Below are 14,878 nucleotides of genomic sequence, written 5' to 3'. Positions count from 1 at the left end.
GCCAGAAGGGCTACACCGCCTCCCTGTACGGATTCCTCGGATCCTGCGTCCAATTCAAAAATGGCTTGCCCGTGTCGATGGGCACCATCTCAATGCAATCGGCCACCGGGCAGGTGATCTGGCACAGGTTGCAGCCCACGCACTCATCATCGATCACTTCGTATTTATGCGTGCCGTCCGCTTGTTTCAGGCTGGCGATGGCCTGGTGCGAGGTGTCTTCGCAAGCGATGTGGCAGCGCCCGCAGCCAATACACGCCGCTTGATCGATCTTGGCGATGACTTGGTAGTTGATGTCCAGGTACTTCCAGTCCGTGGTATTGCCCACCGCGCGCCCGGAAAAATCCTGCAGGCTTGTGTAGCCTTGGCTGTCCATCCAGCGCGACAACCCGTCCTTCATCTCTTCGACGATGCGAAACCCATGCAGCATCGCCGCCGTGCACACCTGCACCGCGCCGCAGCCCAGGGCCACGAACTCGGCGGCGTCGCGCCAGGTGCCGATGCCGCCGATGCCGCAGATCGGCAAGCCTTGGGTCTGCGGATCGCGGGCGATTTCTGCGACCATGTTCAGGGCGATCGGCTTGACCGCCGATCCGCAGTACCCGCCGTGGGTACTCTGGGTGCCGACGGTCGGCAGGGCAACCATGTGCTCCAGGTCGACGCTGGTGATGGAGTTGATGGTGTTGATCAGCGACACCGCATCTGCCCCGCCGCGATACGCCGCCCGTGCCGCCACGCGGATGTCGGTGATGTTGGGCGTGAGCTTGACGATCACCGGCAACGAGCAATAGGTCTTGCACCAGCGTGTCACCTGTTCCACATATTCCGGCACCTGGCCCACCGCCGCGCCCATGCCGCGTTCGGGCATGCCATGGGGGCAACCGAAATTCAGCTCGATACCGTCGCAGCCGGTAGCTTCCACCAACGGCAGGATGTTTTTCCACGACGCTTCCACGCAAGGCACCATCAACGACACGATCAGCGCGCGGTCGGGCCAATCCTTTTTCACCTGGGTGATTTCCCGCAGGTTGATTTCCAGCGAGCGGTCGGTGATCAGCTCGATATTGTTGATGCCCAGTACTTCGCGGTTGGCGCCAAAGTGGGCCGAGTAGCGGGACGACACGTTGACCGCCGCCGGGTCCTCGCCCAGGGTTTTCCATACCACACCGCCCCAGCCCGCTTCGAACGCGCGGACCACGTTGTAGGCTTTGTCGGTGGGCGGCGCGGAGGCCAGCCAGAATGGGTTGGGGGCTTTGATACCGGCGAACACAATCGAGAGATCGGCCATTACGCAGCCTCCACATTCAGCATGAGTTGAGCGTGCATGGCCTCGGCGGCCAGCTTGCCATGTTGCACCGCCTGCACGGTGAGGTCCTGACCAAGGCTGACGCAGTCGCCGCCGGCATACACCCCGGGAATACTGGTGCGCAGGTGCTCGTCGACGAAGATTCGCCCACCCACCCGGTGCAGTTGTTGAGCCAACGGATCGTGTAGCGCGTCGCCGTCGAAGCCTTGGCCGATGGCTTTGAAGATTGCATCGGCGGCCAGCTCGAACGTCTCGCCGGTAGGTTGCAAGCGGCCGTCGTGCATCTGGGTGCGGGCAAAGCGCATCCCCCGCACACGGCCTTGGTCGTCCAGCAACACTTCTTCGGGCATGGCCCAGGTCAACAGGCGCACCTGATTGGCCTTGGCGATGTCCTGCTCGTGGCCGGTGGCGCCCATGTCCGCCAGGCCACGGCGGTATACCAGGTTGACGTCGCGGGCGCCGAGGCGGGCCATTTGCACGGCCATGTCGATAGCGGTGTTGCCGGCGCCGAGCACGATGCAGCGGTCGGCCACGGGCAGTTGGGTGAGGTCTTGGGCCTGGCGCAATTCGCGGATGTAATCGGTGGCGGCGAGCAGGCCGGGGGCGTCCTCGTGGGGCAGGCCCAGTTGCTTGCTGGCGGCCAGGCCGAGGCCGAGGAATACCGCGTCGAACTGCTGGTGCAGTTCGCTCAGGGTCAGGTTGGCCCCCAGGCGCTGGCCATGGCGGATCTCGATGCCGCCGATTTGCAGGAGAAAATCCAGTTCCTTCTGGGCGAAGTCGTCCACCAGTTTGTACTTGGCGATCCCATATTCATTCAGGCCGCCGGCCTTTTCCCGCGCTTCGAAAATCACCACATCGTGCCCGTGCATGGCGCTGCGATGAGCACAGGCCAAACCGGCCGGCCCGGCGCCGACCACGGCGATACGTTTACCGCTGGGCGCGGCGCGCTGGAAGGGGTGTTCGCTGAAGTGGGCGTTGTCCAGCGCATAGCGCTGCAACAGGCCGATCAGCACCGGTGCGCACTCTTCGGCGTTGTTACGGACACAGGCTTGCTGGCACAGGATCTCGGTGGGGCAGACCCGCGCGCAGCTACCGCCGAGGATGTTGGCCGAAAGGATCTTCTGCGCGGCGCCCTGCACATTATCGGTGTGGATATTACGGATGAACGACGGAATATCGATCTCGCTGGGGCACGCGTTCACGCACGGCGCGTCGTAGCAATACAGGCAGCGCGAGGCTTCCAGGTGGGCCTGGCGCGCATTGAGCGGCGGCGCCAGGTCGGTGAAATGGCTGGCGAGGGTCGCGCCATCCTCAACGGGATGGGGGAGATGGGTCAGGGTCTGGATCACGGTGGTGGCCTCACGGTTTTTTTTTGGATTGCCTCTAAGTGGGCATTTTTTGTTGCTTGTACTGGCCTTATCGGGGGCAAGCCCCCTCCCACATTTTGATTGTGAATACATTCAAGTGTGGGAGGGGGCTTGCCCCCGATGACGGTTTCAGCGCTTCACAGCAATTGGCCTGGAATGCTCAGCCCGCTTGCTCAACTGCTCGAACACCGCCGGATACGCCGGCCGCTCCACATAGCGCCCGGCACCGCGCTCGGCGCGCAGGTCGCCATCGGCCCAGACCAACTTGCCCTGGCTGATGGTGTGGCTCGGCACACCGCGCACGGTCTTGCCTTCGAAGATGTTGAAGTCGACCTGTTGGTGGTGAGTCTTGGCGGAAATGGTGCGCGTGCCCTGTGGGTCCCACAGCACCAGATCGGCGTCGGCGCCCACGCGGATCGCGCCTTTGCGGGGGTAGAGGTTGAAGATCTTCGCGGTGTTGGTGGAGGTCAGCGCAACAAACTCCTGCATGGACAGGCGGCCGGTGTTGACCCCTTCATCCCACAGCAGCGCCATGCGGTCTTCGATCCCGGCGGTGCCGTTGGGGATTTTGCTGAAGTCGTCGCGCCCGGCGGCTTTTTGCTCGGCGCAGAAGCAGCAGTGGTCGGTGGCGGTGGTGTGCAGGTTGCCGGATTGCAGACCGTGCCAAAGCGCCTCTTGATGCCCGCGTGGACGGAACGGCGGGCTCATCACGTAGCCGGCGGCGGTATGCCAGTCGGGGTGCTGGTAGACGCTGTCGTCCAGTAACAGATGGCCGGCAAGGACTTCGCCATAGACCGGCTGGCCCTTGCCACGGGCGTAGGTGATCTCATCCAGGGCTTCCCGGGTGGACACATGCACCAGGTACAACGGCGTGCCGATGGTTTCGGCGATACGGATCGCCCGGCTGGCCGCTTCGCCTTCCACCTGGGACGGCCTAGACAGCGGGTGCGCTTCCGGCCCGGTGATGCCCTGGGCCATCAGTTTGCGTTGCAGGTGATACACCAGCTCGCCGTTCTCCGCATGCACGGTGGGGACCGCGCCCAGTTCCAGGCAGCGTTCGAAGCTGGCGACCAGGGTGTCGTCGGCCGCCATGATCGCGTTCTTGTAGGCCATGAAGTGCTTGAAGCTGTTGATGCCGTGGTGGCTGACCAGCTCGGCCATTTCCTCGCGCACCTGTTCGCTCCACCAGGTGATCGCGACATGGAAGCCGTAGTCGGCCGCCGATTTTTCCGCCCAGCCACGCCACTGGTGGAAGGCCTCCAGCAACGACTGCTGCGGGTTGGGAATCACGAAGTCGATGATCGACGTGGTGCCACCGGCCAAACCCGCCGCCGTGCCGCTGAAAAAATCTTCGCTGGCTACAGTGCCCATGAAGGGCAGTTGCATATGGGTGTGGGGGTCGATACCGCCGGGCATCAAGTATTGGCCGCTGCCGTCGAGCACTTCGGTGCCGGCGGGGACGTCCAAGTTAGAGCCAATGGCGCGAATTAGACCGCCTGCGCATAAAACATCGGCGCGGTAACTTTCATCATGGGTAATAACGGTGGCGCCACGGATCAACAGCGACATGTCGAGTTCCTCACAGGCTTGACCGGCTTGTGCCAGTTCTAAGTGTTGTAATGCTACGTGCCGAGGTCAGGTGTTATTCCTGACAGCGGTGACAGGAATAGAAACTAGCCCGAGTTTTTCGATTGGGCAAGGATATTTTTTATAAGCTTATTCTGTTAATAAGATATTGATATTTAAGTAAAAAATATTGAAATCACCAAAATGTAGCGGGCGTTCACCATTTTGACGCACTTGACAGGTTTGCAAACTGAGCAACATTTCTTATTGCAAATCAGGCGCTTGAGATATGCCGCTTGACGGGAATGAAAAATGAAAATAATTGTGTTGCACCAGATTGAGTCCGGTTGGTTCGGGCAACTTGCGTAATGCCTGAATAAATTCAGCAGCAAGTAACCGGGGCTCAATCGGAAAGTTGATAAACATCAGCACGTTATATAAGCGGTGAGGGCGCAGCGGCGGTCAACGGCACGAATATTGAGTGCAGTGGCGGCTGGCCGGGCCTGTGATGTCATATTGTTTACGAGGTACTCCGGCCATCTCCTGCGTTGCAGGGGGTGAGCAACAATAATTCGAAAAAACCGTGGAGCGGCCATGCAACAGAACAGATCGCAAGTCATTGAGCGCAACGGCCTGTACGAACTCGACGCCGGCCCCGACGTCCTCGACAGCCCTCGCTACAACCACGACATGGCACCGACCAAGGTGCATGAACGAACCTGGAACAAATGGCATATCACCGCGCTGTGGGTCGGCATGTCGATCTGCGTGCCGACGTACACCCTGGGTGGGGTGCTGACGGCGTATTTCGGGTTGTCGGTGGGCGAGGCGCTGATTGCGATCCTGCTGGCCAATATCGTGGTGTTGTTGCCGCTGACCCTCAACGCGTTTCCCGGCACTAAGTACGGCATTCCGTTTCCGGTGCTGCTGCGTTCCTCGTTCGGCATCCTCGGTTCCAACGTGCCGTGCCTGATTCGCGCGCTGGTGGCGTGCGGCTGGTTCGGCATCCAGACCATGTTCGGCGGCCTGGCGATTCACCTGTTCCTGGGCTCGATTTTCGAGGGCTGGAAGGCCCTGGGCGGCACCGGTGAAGTGATCGGGTTCATGATGTTCTGGACCTTGAATCTGTGGGTGGTGCTGCGCGGCGCCGAGTCGATCAAGCGCCTGGAAACCTTGTCGGCGCCGCTGCTGGTGGCGGTGGGCATTGGCTTGTTGGTGTGGGCGATGCCGAATGTGTCCATCAGCGAATTGATGGCGATCCCGCCCAAACGCCCCGAAGGCGCGAGCCTGACCGGTTATTTTATGGCTGGCCTGACTGCGATGGTGGGCTTTTGGGCCACCTTATCGCTGAACATTCCCGACTTCAGCCGCTATGCCAAGAGCCAGAAGGACCAGATCCTCGGGCAGATTTTCGGCCTGCCGCTGACCATGTTCTTGTTCGCCGCCCTCGGCGTAATCATGACTGCCGCTTCGGTAAAACTGGTGGGGGTGAGTGTGTCTGATCCTGTCACGCTGATCGGCCATATCCAGAGCCCGGTGTGGGTGGCCATTGCCATGGCGCTGATCATCATCGCCACGCTGTCCACCAACACCGCGGCCAACATTGTTTCGCCCACCAACGACTTCCAGAACATCGCGCCCAAACTGATCAACCGCACCACCGCAGTGATCCTCACCGGCCTGGTGGGGCTGGCGCTGATGGCCCATGAGCTGCTCAAGAAGCTCGGTTTGATCGTTTCGGATGTGAGCCTGGAGACCGTGTATTCCAACTGGCTGCTGGGCTATTCGAGCCTGCTGGGACCGATCGCCGGGATCATGGTGGTGGACTATTTCATCACCCGCAAACAACAACTGGACCTGGCCGGCCTGTACCGCGATGACGTGTATCCGGCGTGGAACTGGAGCGGGTTTATCGCCTTTGGTGTGCCGGTGGTGCTGACCTTGCTGGCCTTGGGCAGCGATGCGTTCAGCTGGTTCTACAGCTATGGCTGGTTCACCGGCTCGGCGTTGGGCGGGCTGTTGTATTACGGCCTGAATGCCAAGCGCGGGGCCAGCCCGGTGGTCATCAAAGTCAATTCATAAGAAATACAGCCTGAGGAGATCCCCATGAACGCTGCCCTCGACGTTCTGCAATCGGCCCACCCGCATATCAACCGTGACCGCCTGTGGCAGTCGCTGATGGACCTGGCCAAACTGGGCGCCACGCCCAAGGGCGGCGTGTGTCGCCTGGCCCTTACCGACCTTGATCGCAAGGCCCGCGACCTGTTCGTGCAGTGGTGCGAAGAGGCCGGCTGTACGGTCAGCGTCGACGGCATCGGCAATATTTTTGCCCGTCGCCCAGGGCGCAACCCGGACCTGCCACCGGTGATGACCGGCAGCCATATCGACACCCAGCCTACCGGCGGCAAGTTCGATGGCTGCTTTGGTGTACTGGCCGGCGTGGAAGTGCTGCGTACTCTCAACGACCTCAAGATCGAAACCGAGGCGCCTCTGGAAGTGGTGGTGTGGACTAACGAGGAAGGCTCGCGCTTTCCGCCGTGCATGATGGGCTCCGGGGTGTTCGCCGAGAAATTCACCCTGGCCGATACCCTGGCCAAGGTTGACGCGGAGGGCGTCAGTGTGGGGGAGGCGTTGAACGCGATTGGCTACGCGGGAACTCGTCCCGAGAGCGGGCATAAAGTCGGCGCGTATTTCGAGGCGCATATCGAACAAGGGCCGATTCTGGAGGATGAGAAAAAAACCATCGGCGTGGTACTCGGCGCCCTCGGGCAAAAGTGGTTTGACCTGAAACTGCGCGGCGTCGAAGCCCATGCCGGGCCGACACCGATGCACCTGCGCAAGGACGCCCTGGTCGGCGCCGCAGCGGTGGTGGCGGCGGTGAATGCGGCAGCGCTGGGGCATCAACCCCACGCCTGCGGCACCGTAGGTTGCCTGCAGGCTTATCCGGGGTCACGCAACGTCATCCCCGGTGAAGTGCGCATGACCCTGGACTTCCGGCACCTGGAACCGGCGCGTTTGGACTCGATGATTGCCCAGGTGCGCCAGGTGATCGAAGACACCTGCGCCAAACACGGGTTGAGTTTCGAGATGGAACCCACGGCTGACTTTCCGCCGTTGTACTTCGACAAAGGTTGCGTCGAGGCGGTGCGTAACGCGGCGAACGGCCTGGGCCTGTCGAATATGGACATCGTCAGCGGAGCAGGGCACGACGCAATTTTCGTCGCCGAACTGGGCCCGGCGGGGATGATCTTCGTCCCGTGCGAAGGCGGCATCAGCCATAACGAAATCGAGAACGCCGCGCCGGATGATTTGGCGGCGGGGTGTGCGGTGTTGTTGCGTGCCATGCTGGCCGCTTCAGCCGCCATCGCCAGCGGCAAACTCGCCGCTTGAAATGCGGGTAAAAAATGTGGGAGGGAGCAAGCCCCCTGCCACATTTGGACTGTGCATGACGTTAAACCCAGATCGCATCCCACAGTGGGTAGTCGCCAATCCGCTCGACCAGACCCGCTCGCAATGGATTAGCCACCACATACCGGGCCATTTTTACCAAGTCATCGTCCTTGCGAAGGGCCCGATCATGAAAGCTCTCTTGCCAGAGCCGGCCCTTGCGACCACTCAGGCCATTGACGGTCCTGGTGCTTTTTGACTTCACCTGGCACATCAAGTCCGCCAGCGAGCCTTTTTTCAGTTCAAGCAACCAATGGAAATGGTCCGGCATGATCACCCATGCCAGAGAGTTGGCCAGCCCTTGGTACTGGGCTAAGCGAAATTGCCAGACCACCAGGCGACCGAGGTGGAAATGGCTGAATATCGGTACGCGTTCGTGGGTATTGGTGGTAATGAGGTAGATGCGGCCCGGCTCGCTGAAGCGGCCTATGCGCAGGCGGTGTGAAGCGGGTAGATCTGCCATTCCCTGGCCCCTCTTTAGATTTGTGCTGATTTTGAGCCCCTCCCACATTGGTTCTGGCGCTTATACATTTGGTCTGACAAGGATCAGGAGGCTGAGGGGCAGGCTATTTCAGTAGCTGATTCACCGCCATCGGGGGCAAGCCCCCTCCCACATTGGTTCGGCGGCGCTTATACATTATGTGTCTGACACAGGATCAGTGTGGAGGGCGGCTTGAACCCGGTATTTCAGTAGCTGATTCACCGCCATCGGGGGCAAGCCCCCTCCCACATTGGTTCGGCGGCGCTTATACATTATGTGTCTGACACTGGATCAGTGTGGAGGGCGGCTTGACCCGATATAGCTGATTCACCACCATATTGGTTCGGTGGCGCTTTTTGTGTCTGACACAGGATCAGTGTGATTCATTTCAGTAGCTGATTCACCACCATCGGGGGCAAGCCCCCTCCCACATTGGTTCGGTGGCGCTTATACATTATGTGTCTGACACAGGATCAGTGTGGAGGGCGGCTTGAGCCCGGTATTTCAGTAGCTGATTCACCACCATCGGGGGCAAGCCCCCTCCCACATTGGTTCGGCGGCGCTTATACATTATGTGTCTGACACTGGATTAGTGTGGAGGGCGGCTTGAATCCGATATTTTATTAGCTGATTCACCGCCATCAGGGGCAAGCCCTCTCCCACATGCGGTTCTGCGGAGTTCATGCATTGTGTGGCTGGCGCGGGACCCATGTGGGAGGGGGCTTGCCCCCGATGGCTTTATTTCATTCACAGCATCATTAACTGACATCACCGAGCTGTGCTTGCCCCCGGTCAAGCTCCAGGCTGCCAACCGCCGCCCAGGGCGGTGATCAAGCCGACGCTCGCCTGCAACTGGCGTGTCTGCACTGCCTGCAATGTCCGCTGCGCCTGCAACGCCTCAGTTTGCGCGGTGACCACATCCAGGTAACTCACGGCGCCTGCCTGATAGCTGTTCATCGCCAATGATTGCGTATGCTGCGCCGCGTCCGCCGCCGCCTGTTCATCCTGCGCTTGCTGCTGCAAGTCCCGCAGTTGCGCCAAGTTGTCTTCCACCTCGCGTACGGCCTTCAACACCTGGCTGCGATACTGCGCCGATGCCTCTTCGAACTCGGCCTTGGCCTGGCGTTCGTTGGCGCTCAAGCGCCCACCGTCAAGGATCGGCAGGTTCACCAACGGCCCCAACGCCCAATACCGATTGCCGGCCGAGAGCAGATTGCCAACGCCTTGGGTCTGCCCGCCGATCAAGCCGGTCAAGCTGAAATCCGGATACCACGCCGCCTTGGCCACGCCGATGTTGGCGTTGGCGGCAAACACCCGGCGCTCTGCTGCGGCGATATCTGGGCGGCGTTGCAACAGCTGGCTGGGCAGTTGCGAGGGAATTGCCGGCAGGGCAATCAGTTGCGCAGTGGGCGCTAGGGTGAAGTCACTGGCCGCTACACCGATCAATTCTGCGAGCGCATGTTCGATGAGGTTGCGTTGCCCGCGTACGTCATCAAGTTGAGCGCGGGCTTCGGACAGTTGGTTCTGGGCGCGGGTCAGGTCCAACTCCGAGGCGATCTGACCTTCGTAGCGGCTGCGGGTCAGTTGCAAGGCTTGGCTGAAATCCTCCAGGGAGCTGTTGAGGATGCGCGCCTGGGCATCCAACCCATTGAGCTGTACGTACAAGGTTGCCAACTGGCGTTGCAGGCTCAGGCGCGCCACTGCTAGATCGTCGCCGGACGCCTGGGCCTGGGCGTCACCGGCGGCGACCTGGTTGCGGATTCTGCCCCAGAGATCCAGGTCGTAACTCAACGAAAAACCCGCCGTATTGCTGTTGTACACCGACGGTTGTGTAGTCCCCCGCAACGGCCGCGAATCCGACTGCCGCTGGCGCAACGGTTGCGCGCTGGCGTTGATCTGTGGGAACAGCCCCGCGTGCAGTTGGCTGGCATATGCCTGGGCCGCATCGAAGTGCGCGAGCGCCGCCGCCAGGTCCGGGTTGGCCTGGAGCAGTTGCTGTTGCAGGTGATCCAGCGTCGCGTCGTGGTAGAGCGTCCACCACTGCGCTGCCAGTTGGTCGTTGGGTTGTGCGCTATGCCACGGGCCTGTGCTGGTCTGTTCGCGGTAATGGGCCGGCAACTCCAGCGCCGGCGTGGTATAGCCGGGCGCCATGGAGCAGCCTTGCAAGCCCAGCAGCACCAGCGCGGCGAGCGGTTTAAGCCTTGGGCGCATGTGCACCTCCGGCGGCGGCCAGTTGTACCGGGTCGCCTTCGCGCAGGGCGTCGGGCGGGTTGTCCACTACACGGTCGGCAGCGTTGAGGCCCTGGTCGATCACCAGCCGATCGCCCAGGTCCAGGCCGATATGGATGCTTTGCAGGTGCACATGATTGTGCCCGTCCAGCATCGCCACCTGGGTGCCTTGGGCGCGGAAGATCAGGGCGCTGGCGGGGATGCTCACGCCATGGGTGTCCGTCGGGATCGGCAGGGTGGCTTCGGCATAGTCGCCGGGCAACAGTTCGCCGTTGGGGTTGTCCGCGACAAATTGCGCGAGCAGCGTACCGGAACGCCGATCGATGGCGGTGGAGTCGCCGATCAACCGCGCCTTGAAGTGCATGCCGGGGTGCTCGGGTACGCTCAACTCGGCTTCCAGGCCCGGATGGATAACCGCGGCGTAGTTCTGCGGCACCGGTACGTACAGGCGCAACTGGTGGGTGTCGGCAATGTTGAACAGCTCCGGATCGCTGTCGGTATCGGCCTTGATCAGCTGGCCGATATCGGTATTGCGTGCGGTGATGGTGCCGGCGAACGGCGCGCGCAGGGTCTTGTAGCTTTGCAGTGCCGACAACCGCGCAACGTCTGCAGCGGCGGCCTGGACGTTGGCCTTGGCCGCCGCCGCGTTGGAGGTTTTCTCATCGGCTTCCTGACGCGATACCGAATGGCTGGCCAAGAGGTTTTGCCAGCGCGTCGCGGTGGTCGCTGCCAGGTGTGCATTCGCCTGTTCCTGAACCAATCGCGCATGGGCCTGGGCCAGTTGTTGATCGAGGTCGGGGCTGTCGATTTCGGCCAGCACTTGCCCGGCCTTTACCTGGCTGCCGATGTCGACCTTCCAGTCCTTCAGGTAACCGCTGACTCGTGCATGAATCGGTGCGGTGCTCCAGGCTTCCAGGTGCGCGGGCAGGCGCAGGGTGTCGCCGACGGCATTGTGTTGCGGTTGGAATACGCTGACATGGGGGATGGCAGCGGCCTGGGTCCAGGCGCTGACCGACTGTGCGTGCAGCGTACGGGCATGCAAGCCGTTGGCGACCAACAGGGCGGCCAGGGTCAGGCCGCCGACACCCAGGAGCATCAGGCGCTTGCGCGAGGGTTTTTGATCAGACGACATGGGGCGTTTCTCCAGCAGTGGCGCGAGTAGGGTGACGACCGTGGACCAGGCTGAAGACCACGGGTACAAACAACAGGGTGGCGGTGGTGGCGAGAATCAGGCCGCCGATCACGGCGCGGCCCAGGGGCGCGTTCTGCTCCTCGGACAAGGCCAGGGGCAGCATGCCGATGATCATCGCCAAGGCGGTCATGCACACCGGCCGGAAACGCGTGTAGCCGGCCTCCAGTGCGGCTTTCAAGGCATCGCCGTGTTCGGCCAGGCGTTCCCGGCAGAAACTCACCACCAGGATCGAGTTGGCGGTGGCCACGCCCATGCACAGGATCGCGCCGGTCAAGGCCGGCACCGACAATGAGGTGCCGCTGAGAAACAGCATCCACACGATCCCCGCCAAGGCCGCTGGCAGGGCGGTGATGATCACGAACGGGTCGACCCACGACTGGAAGTTGACCACGGTCAGCAGATAGATCAGCACCACCGCGCCGAGCAGGCCAAAACTCAGCCCACTGAAAGCTTCATGCAGCGCATCGATCTGCCCATGCAGGCTGATCGTTGCGCCTTTGGGGCGCATGGACGCGGTGTCGTCCAGCACCTTTTGCACGTCACGCGCCACGCCGCCGAGGTCGCGCCCTTGCACATTGGCGTACAGGTCGAGGGTCGGTTCGATGTTGTAGTGGGTCACCACCGCCGGGCTTTGCACGCGGGAGATGCTTGCCACGCCGCCGAGGATCTGCGACTGGCCGCTCGCGCCGGTCACTGGCAAGGCTTCCAGCGACGGCAGGCTGTCCAGCCGATATTGCGGGGTAGCGGCGACGATGGAATAGGACACACCGTTGGCCGGGTTGAGCCAGAACGTCGGCGCAATCTGCGAACTGCCGGCCAGTGATGCGACCATGCTGTTGGTTACGTCGCGCTCGGTAATGCCCAGGCCGTTGGCGCGCAGGCGGTCGACATTGACCTGTAACGATGGGTAGCCGGTGGACTGTTGGATGCGCAGATCGGCGATGCCCGGAACGTGTTGCAGGCGGCGTTCCAGCTCCAGCGCGTAAGCGCGGTTTTCGGCGTCGTTGCGCCCGGAGATTTTTACGTCCAGGGGCGCCGGCGCGCCGAAGTTGAGGATCTGGCTGCTGATGTCCGCCGGCAGGAATGCGAAGTGGCTGCCGGGAAAGCTTTGCGGCAAGGCTTCACGCAGTTTTTTCACATAGTCGGCGGTGGGCGCGTGGTGTTTTTTCAGGGTGACTTGGATATCGCCATCCTGCGGCCCGATGGTGCCGCTGCTGCTATAGGCCATATCGATGCCGCTCAGCGGAATGCCGATATTGTCGACGACGGTGTCCAGCTCTTCGGCGGGAATGATTTCGCGAATCCGCGCTTCGATGCGGTCGAAGGCGGCGGCGCTTTCTTCGATGCGCGTACCCAGCGGCAGGCGCACGTGCAGGGCCAGCGCACCCTCATCGGTTGCCGGGAAAAAGTCCTGGCCCAGGCTGGGCAACAGCAGGAACGAGGCGAGTACACAGGCGAGAAAACCCACGATAAAGCGCTTGCGGTTGCCCAGGGCCAGTGTCAGCAAACCATGGTAGGTGTCGCGGATATTCGAGAAGTGGCGCTCGAAACCTTGTTGGAAATTCAGCACGGCCTGCAGCGCGACATTGCGTGGCTTCTGGTGCTGCTCGCCCTCATGGTGGTTGATGAATTCGTCTTCGGGATGGTGCCCTGCGCCCTGTTCCGGTGTGTGCGGTTTGAGCAGAAACATCGCCAGCGTCGGCACCAGGGTGCGCGACAGAATGAACGAACTGGCCATGGCAAAAATCACCGCCAATGCCATCGGCCGGAACAGATAACCGGCGATGCCTTGCAGCAGAAACATCGGCACGAACACGATGCAGATGCACAGCAGCGAGACGAACGCCGGGCCGACGATTTGCGCGGCGCCATCAAGAATCGCAGCCTTCACCGCCTTGCCTTGTTCCAGGTGCCAATTGATGTTTTCGATGGTCACCGTGGCGTCGTCCACCAGGATCCCCACCGCCAACGCCAGCCCGCCTAAGGTCATGACGTTGAGGGTTTGCCCGGTAACCGCCAGCAGCGCAATGGCTGACAGCACGGCCAGGGGGATCGATACCGCAATGATCAGCGTGGAGCGCCAACTGCCAAGGAACAGCAGGATCATCGCGCTGGTCAGCAGCGCAGCAATGATGCCTTCCTGGGCGACACTGCCCACCGATTGCTTGACGAACACCGAGGCGTCGCCCAGCAGCGAAGTCTTGAGTGACGGTGGCAGGGTTTCGTCGATGCGCGGCAACATCTGGCGGATGCCGTCGATGATCGACAGGGTGGAGATACTGCCGTTTTTCAGCGCCGGCATCAGCACCGCACGATGGCCGTCGACGCGCACGATATTGGTCTGCGGCGGCGAACCGTCGCGCACATGGGCGACCTGGCCGATGGTAATCAGCGCACCGTCGACGGTCTTGATCGGCAGGTTGTTCAGCTCATCGATGGCCTTGGGGCTGTTATTGAGCAGGATTGTGTATTCGTCGGTGCCGAGTTTGGCGGTGCCTACCGGAATGATTTGATTCTGCAAGGCCAGCGCCGTGCCCACGTCCTGGGCCGACAAGCCCTTGGCGGCCAGCGCCTGAGGGTCGAGGTCGAGGGTGATCTGGCGTTGCTTGCCGCCCATCGGGGTCGGCATCGCCAGGCCGGGCAGGGCGCTGAGGGGCAGGCGGATATTGTTCTGCACCAGGTCGCGGATCTTGGCTTCCGACAGTGTCGGGCTGGAAAACGCCATTTGCAGGATGGGCACGGTGGAGGCGCTGTAGTTGAGGATCAGCGGCGGCGTGATGCCGGGCGGCATCTGCTTGAGCACGGTTTGTGATACCGCCGTGACCTGGGCGTTGGCGGTGCGGATATCCACGCCAGGCTGGAAGAAAATCTTGACGATGCCCATGCCGGGCAGCGATTGCGACTCGATGTGTTCAATGTCGTTGACGGTGGTGCTCAGGGAACGTTCGTAGGTGTAGATCACCCGACCGGCCATGGCATCCGGCGACAGACCGTTGTATTGCCAGACCACAGCCACTACGGGAATGCCGATATCCGGAAAAACATCGGTGGGTGTGCGCAGGGCCGCCATCGGCCCGATGATGCAAATGAATATGGCCAGCACGATAAACGTGTACGGCTTGTGCAGTGCGGTCTTTACCAGCCCGAGCATGCGTGGATCTCCAACAGAGCAAGGATTGCAAACCCCGGCAGTCTTGCCCGACCCACCTAACACGCACCTTTCAGCCAGGTGAAGGAACATTTAGGTAAGCGCTGAAGATCGTTTCATAGGCTTTCATTTGTTTCAGGCGTAG

Annotated in this window: 9 protein-coding genes; 2 read left to right on the top strand and 7 right to left on the bottom strand. The window is 61.6% G+C overall.

Annotated elements, in window-relative coordinates:
* Positions 1 to 10: 10 nt before the first annotated feature.
* The 3 genes from preA to hydA form a co-directional block, all read right to left on the bottom strand.
* Positions 11 to 1,285, bottom strand: a complete 1,275-nt coding sequence (gene preA / locus HRH33_RS17315) for an NAD-dependent dihydropyrimidine dehydrogenase subunit PreA (RefSeq protein WP_034098881.1) — start codon at positions 1,283 to 1,285, stop codon at positions 11 to 13.
* Positions 1,285 to 2,652: an NAD(P)-dependent oxidoreductase gene (locus HRH33_RS17310; protein WP_167417911.1), complete on the bottom strand. Its 1,368-nt coding sequence runs from the start codon at positions 2,650 to 2,652 to the stop codon at positions 1,285 to 1,287. The genes preA and HRH33_RS17310 overlap by 1 nt, the downstream gene beginning before the upstream one ends.
* A 147-nt stretch (positions 2,653 to 2,799) precedes the next feature.
* Positions 2,800 to 4,239, bottom strand: coding sequence for a dihydropyrimidinase (gene hydA, locus HRH33_RS17305; RefSeq protein WP_167417910.1), 1,440 nt, complete (start codon positions 4,237 to 4,239; stop codon positions 2,800 to 2,802).
* 591 nt (positions 4,240 to 4,830) lie between these two features.
* Here hydA and HRH33_RS17300 point away from each other — a divergent pair.
* Both HRH33_RS17300 and HRH33_RS17295 read left to right on the top strand, forming a co-directional pair.
* Entirely contained in the window at positions 4,831 to 6,318 is a 1,488-nt protein-coding gene (locus HRH33_RS17300; protein ID WP_167417909.1) for an NCS1 family nucleobase:cation symporter-1, read from the top strand.
* Between the two features lie 24 nt (positions 6,319 to 6,342).
* Positions 6,343 to 7,626, top strand: a complete 1,284-nt coding sequence (locus HRH33_RS17295) for a Zn-dependent hydrolase (protein WP_167417908.1) — start codon at positions 6,343 to 6,345, stop codon at positions 7,624 to 7,626.
* 61 nt (positions 7,627 to 7,687) lie between these two features.
* On the opposite strand, the gene HRH33_RS17290 is transcribed toward HRH33_RS17295, so the two are convergent.
* The 4 genes from HRH33_RS17290 to HRH33_RS17275 form a co-directional block, all read right to left on the bottom strand.
* Positions 7,688 to 8,146 carry an REP-associated tyrosine transposase gene (locus HRH33_RS17290; RefSeq protein WP_034098871.1) on the bottom strand — a complete coding sequence of 153 codons (459 nt, stop codon included), beginning with the start codon at positions 8,144 to 8,146 and terminating at the stop codon, positions 7,688 to 7,690.
* 810 nt (positions 8,147 to 8,956) lie between these two features.
* Positions 8,957 to 10,375, bottom strand: a complete 1,419-nt coding sequence (locus HRH33_RS17285; protein WP_094066499.1) for an efflux transporter outer membrane subunit — start codon at positions 10,373 to 10,375, stop codon at positions 8,957 to 8,959.
* Positions 10,359 to 11,525: an efflux RND transporter periplasmic adaptor subunit gene (locus tag HRH33_RS17280; protein ID WP_167417725.1), complete on the bottom strand. Its 1,167-nt coding sequence runs from the start codon at positions 11,523 to 11,525 to the stop codon at positions 10,359 to 10,361. The genes HRH33_RS17285 and HRH33_RS17280 overlap by 17 nt, the downstream gene beginning before the upstream one ends.
* Complete coding sequence (locus HRH33_RS17275) at positions 11,515 to 14,736, bottom strand: efflux RND transporter permease subunit (RefSeq protein ID WP_167417726.1); 3,222 nt, start codon at positions 14,734 to 14,736, stop codon at positions 11,515 to 11,517. Before HRH33_RS17275 ends, HRH33_RS17280 begins: the two co-directional genes overlap by 11 nt.
* Positions 14,737 to 14,878: the final 142 nt, after the last annotated feature.

The organism is Pseudomonas rhodesiae (genome assembly GCF_013285305.1).
In the GTDB taxonomy this organism is placed as follows: Bacteria; Pseudomonadota; Gammaproteobacteria; order Pseudomonadales; family Pseudomonadaceae; genus Aquipseudomonas; species Aquipseudomonas rhodesiae.
This window is presented reverse-complemented; position numbering and strand designations above follow the sequence as displayed.

What these genes read in the sequence shown, in the direction of transcription:
- HRH33_RS17275 (WP_167417726.1), bottom strand. Translation starts at nt 14,736, where the DNA reads ATGCTCGGGCTGGTAAAGACCGCACTGCACAAGCCGTACACGTTTATC.
- HRH33_RS17290 (WP_034098871.1), bottom strand. Translation starts at nt 8,146, where the DNA reads ATGGCAGATCTACCCGCTTCACACCGCCTGCGCATAGGCCGCTTCAGC.
- hydA (WP_167417910.1), bottom strand. Translation starts at nt 4,239, where the DNA reads ATGTCGCTGTTGATCCGTGGCGCCACCGTTATTACCCATGATGAAAGT.
- HRH33_RS17300 (WP_167417909.1), top strand. Translation starts at nt 4,831, where the DNA reads ATGCAACAGAACAGATCGCAAGTCATTGAGCGCAACGGCCTGTACGAA.
- HRH33_RS17295 (WP_167417908.1), top strand. Translation starts at nt 6,343, where the DNA reads ATGAACGCTGCCCTCGACGTTCTGCAATCGGCCCACCCGCATATCAAC.
- HRH33_RS17285 (WP_094066499.1), bottom strand. Translation starts at nt 10,375, where the DNA reads ATGCGCCCAAGGCTTAAACCGCTCGCCGCGCTGGTGCTGCTGGGCTTG.
- preA (WP_034098881.1), bottom strand. Translation starts at nt 1,285, where the DNA reads ATGGCCGATCTCTCGATTGTGTTCGCCGGTATCAAAGCCCCCAACCCA.
- HRH33_RS17280 (WP_167417725.1), bottom strand. Translation starts at nt 11,525, where the DNA reads ATGTCGTCTGATCAAAAACCCTCGCGCAAGCGCCTGATGCTCCTGGGT.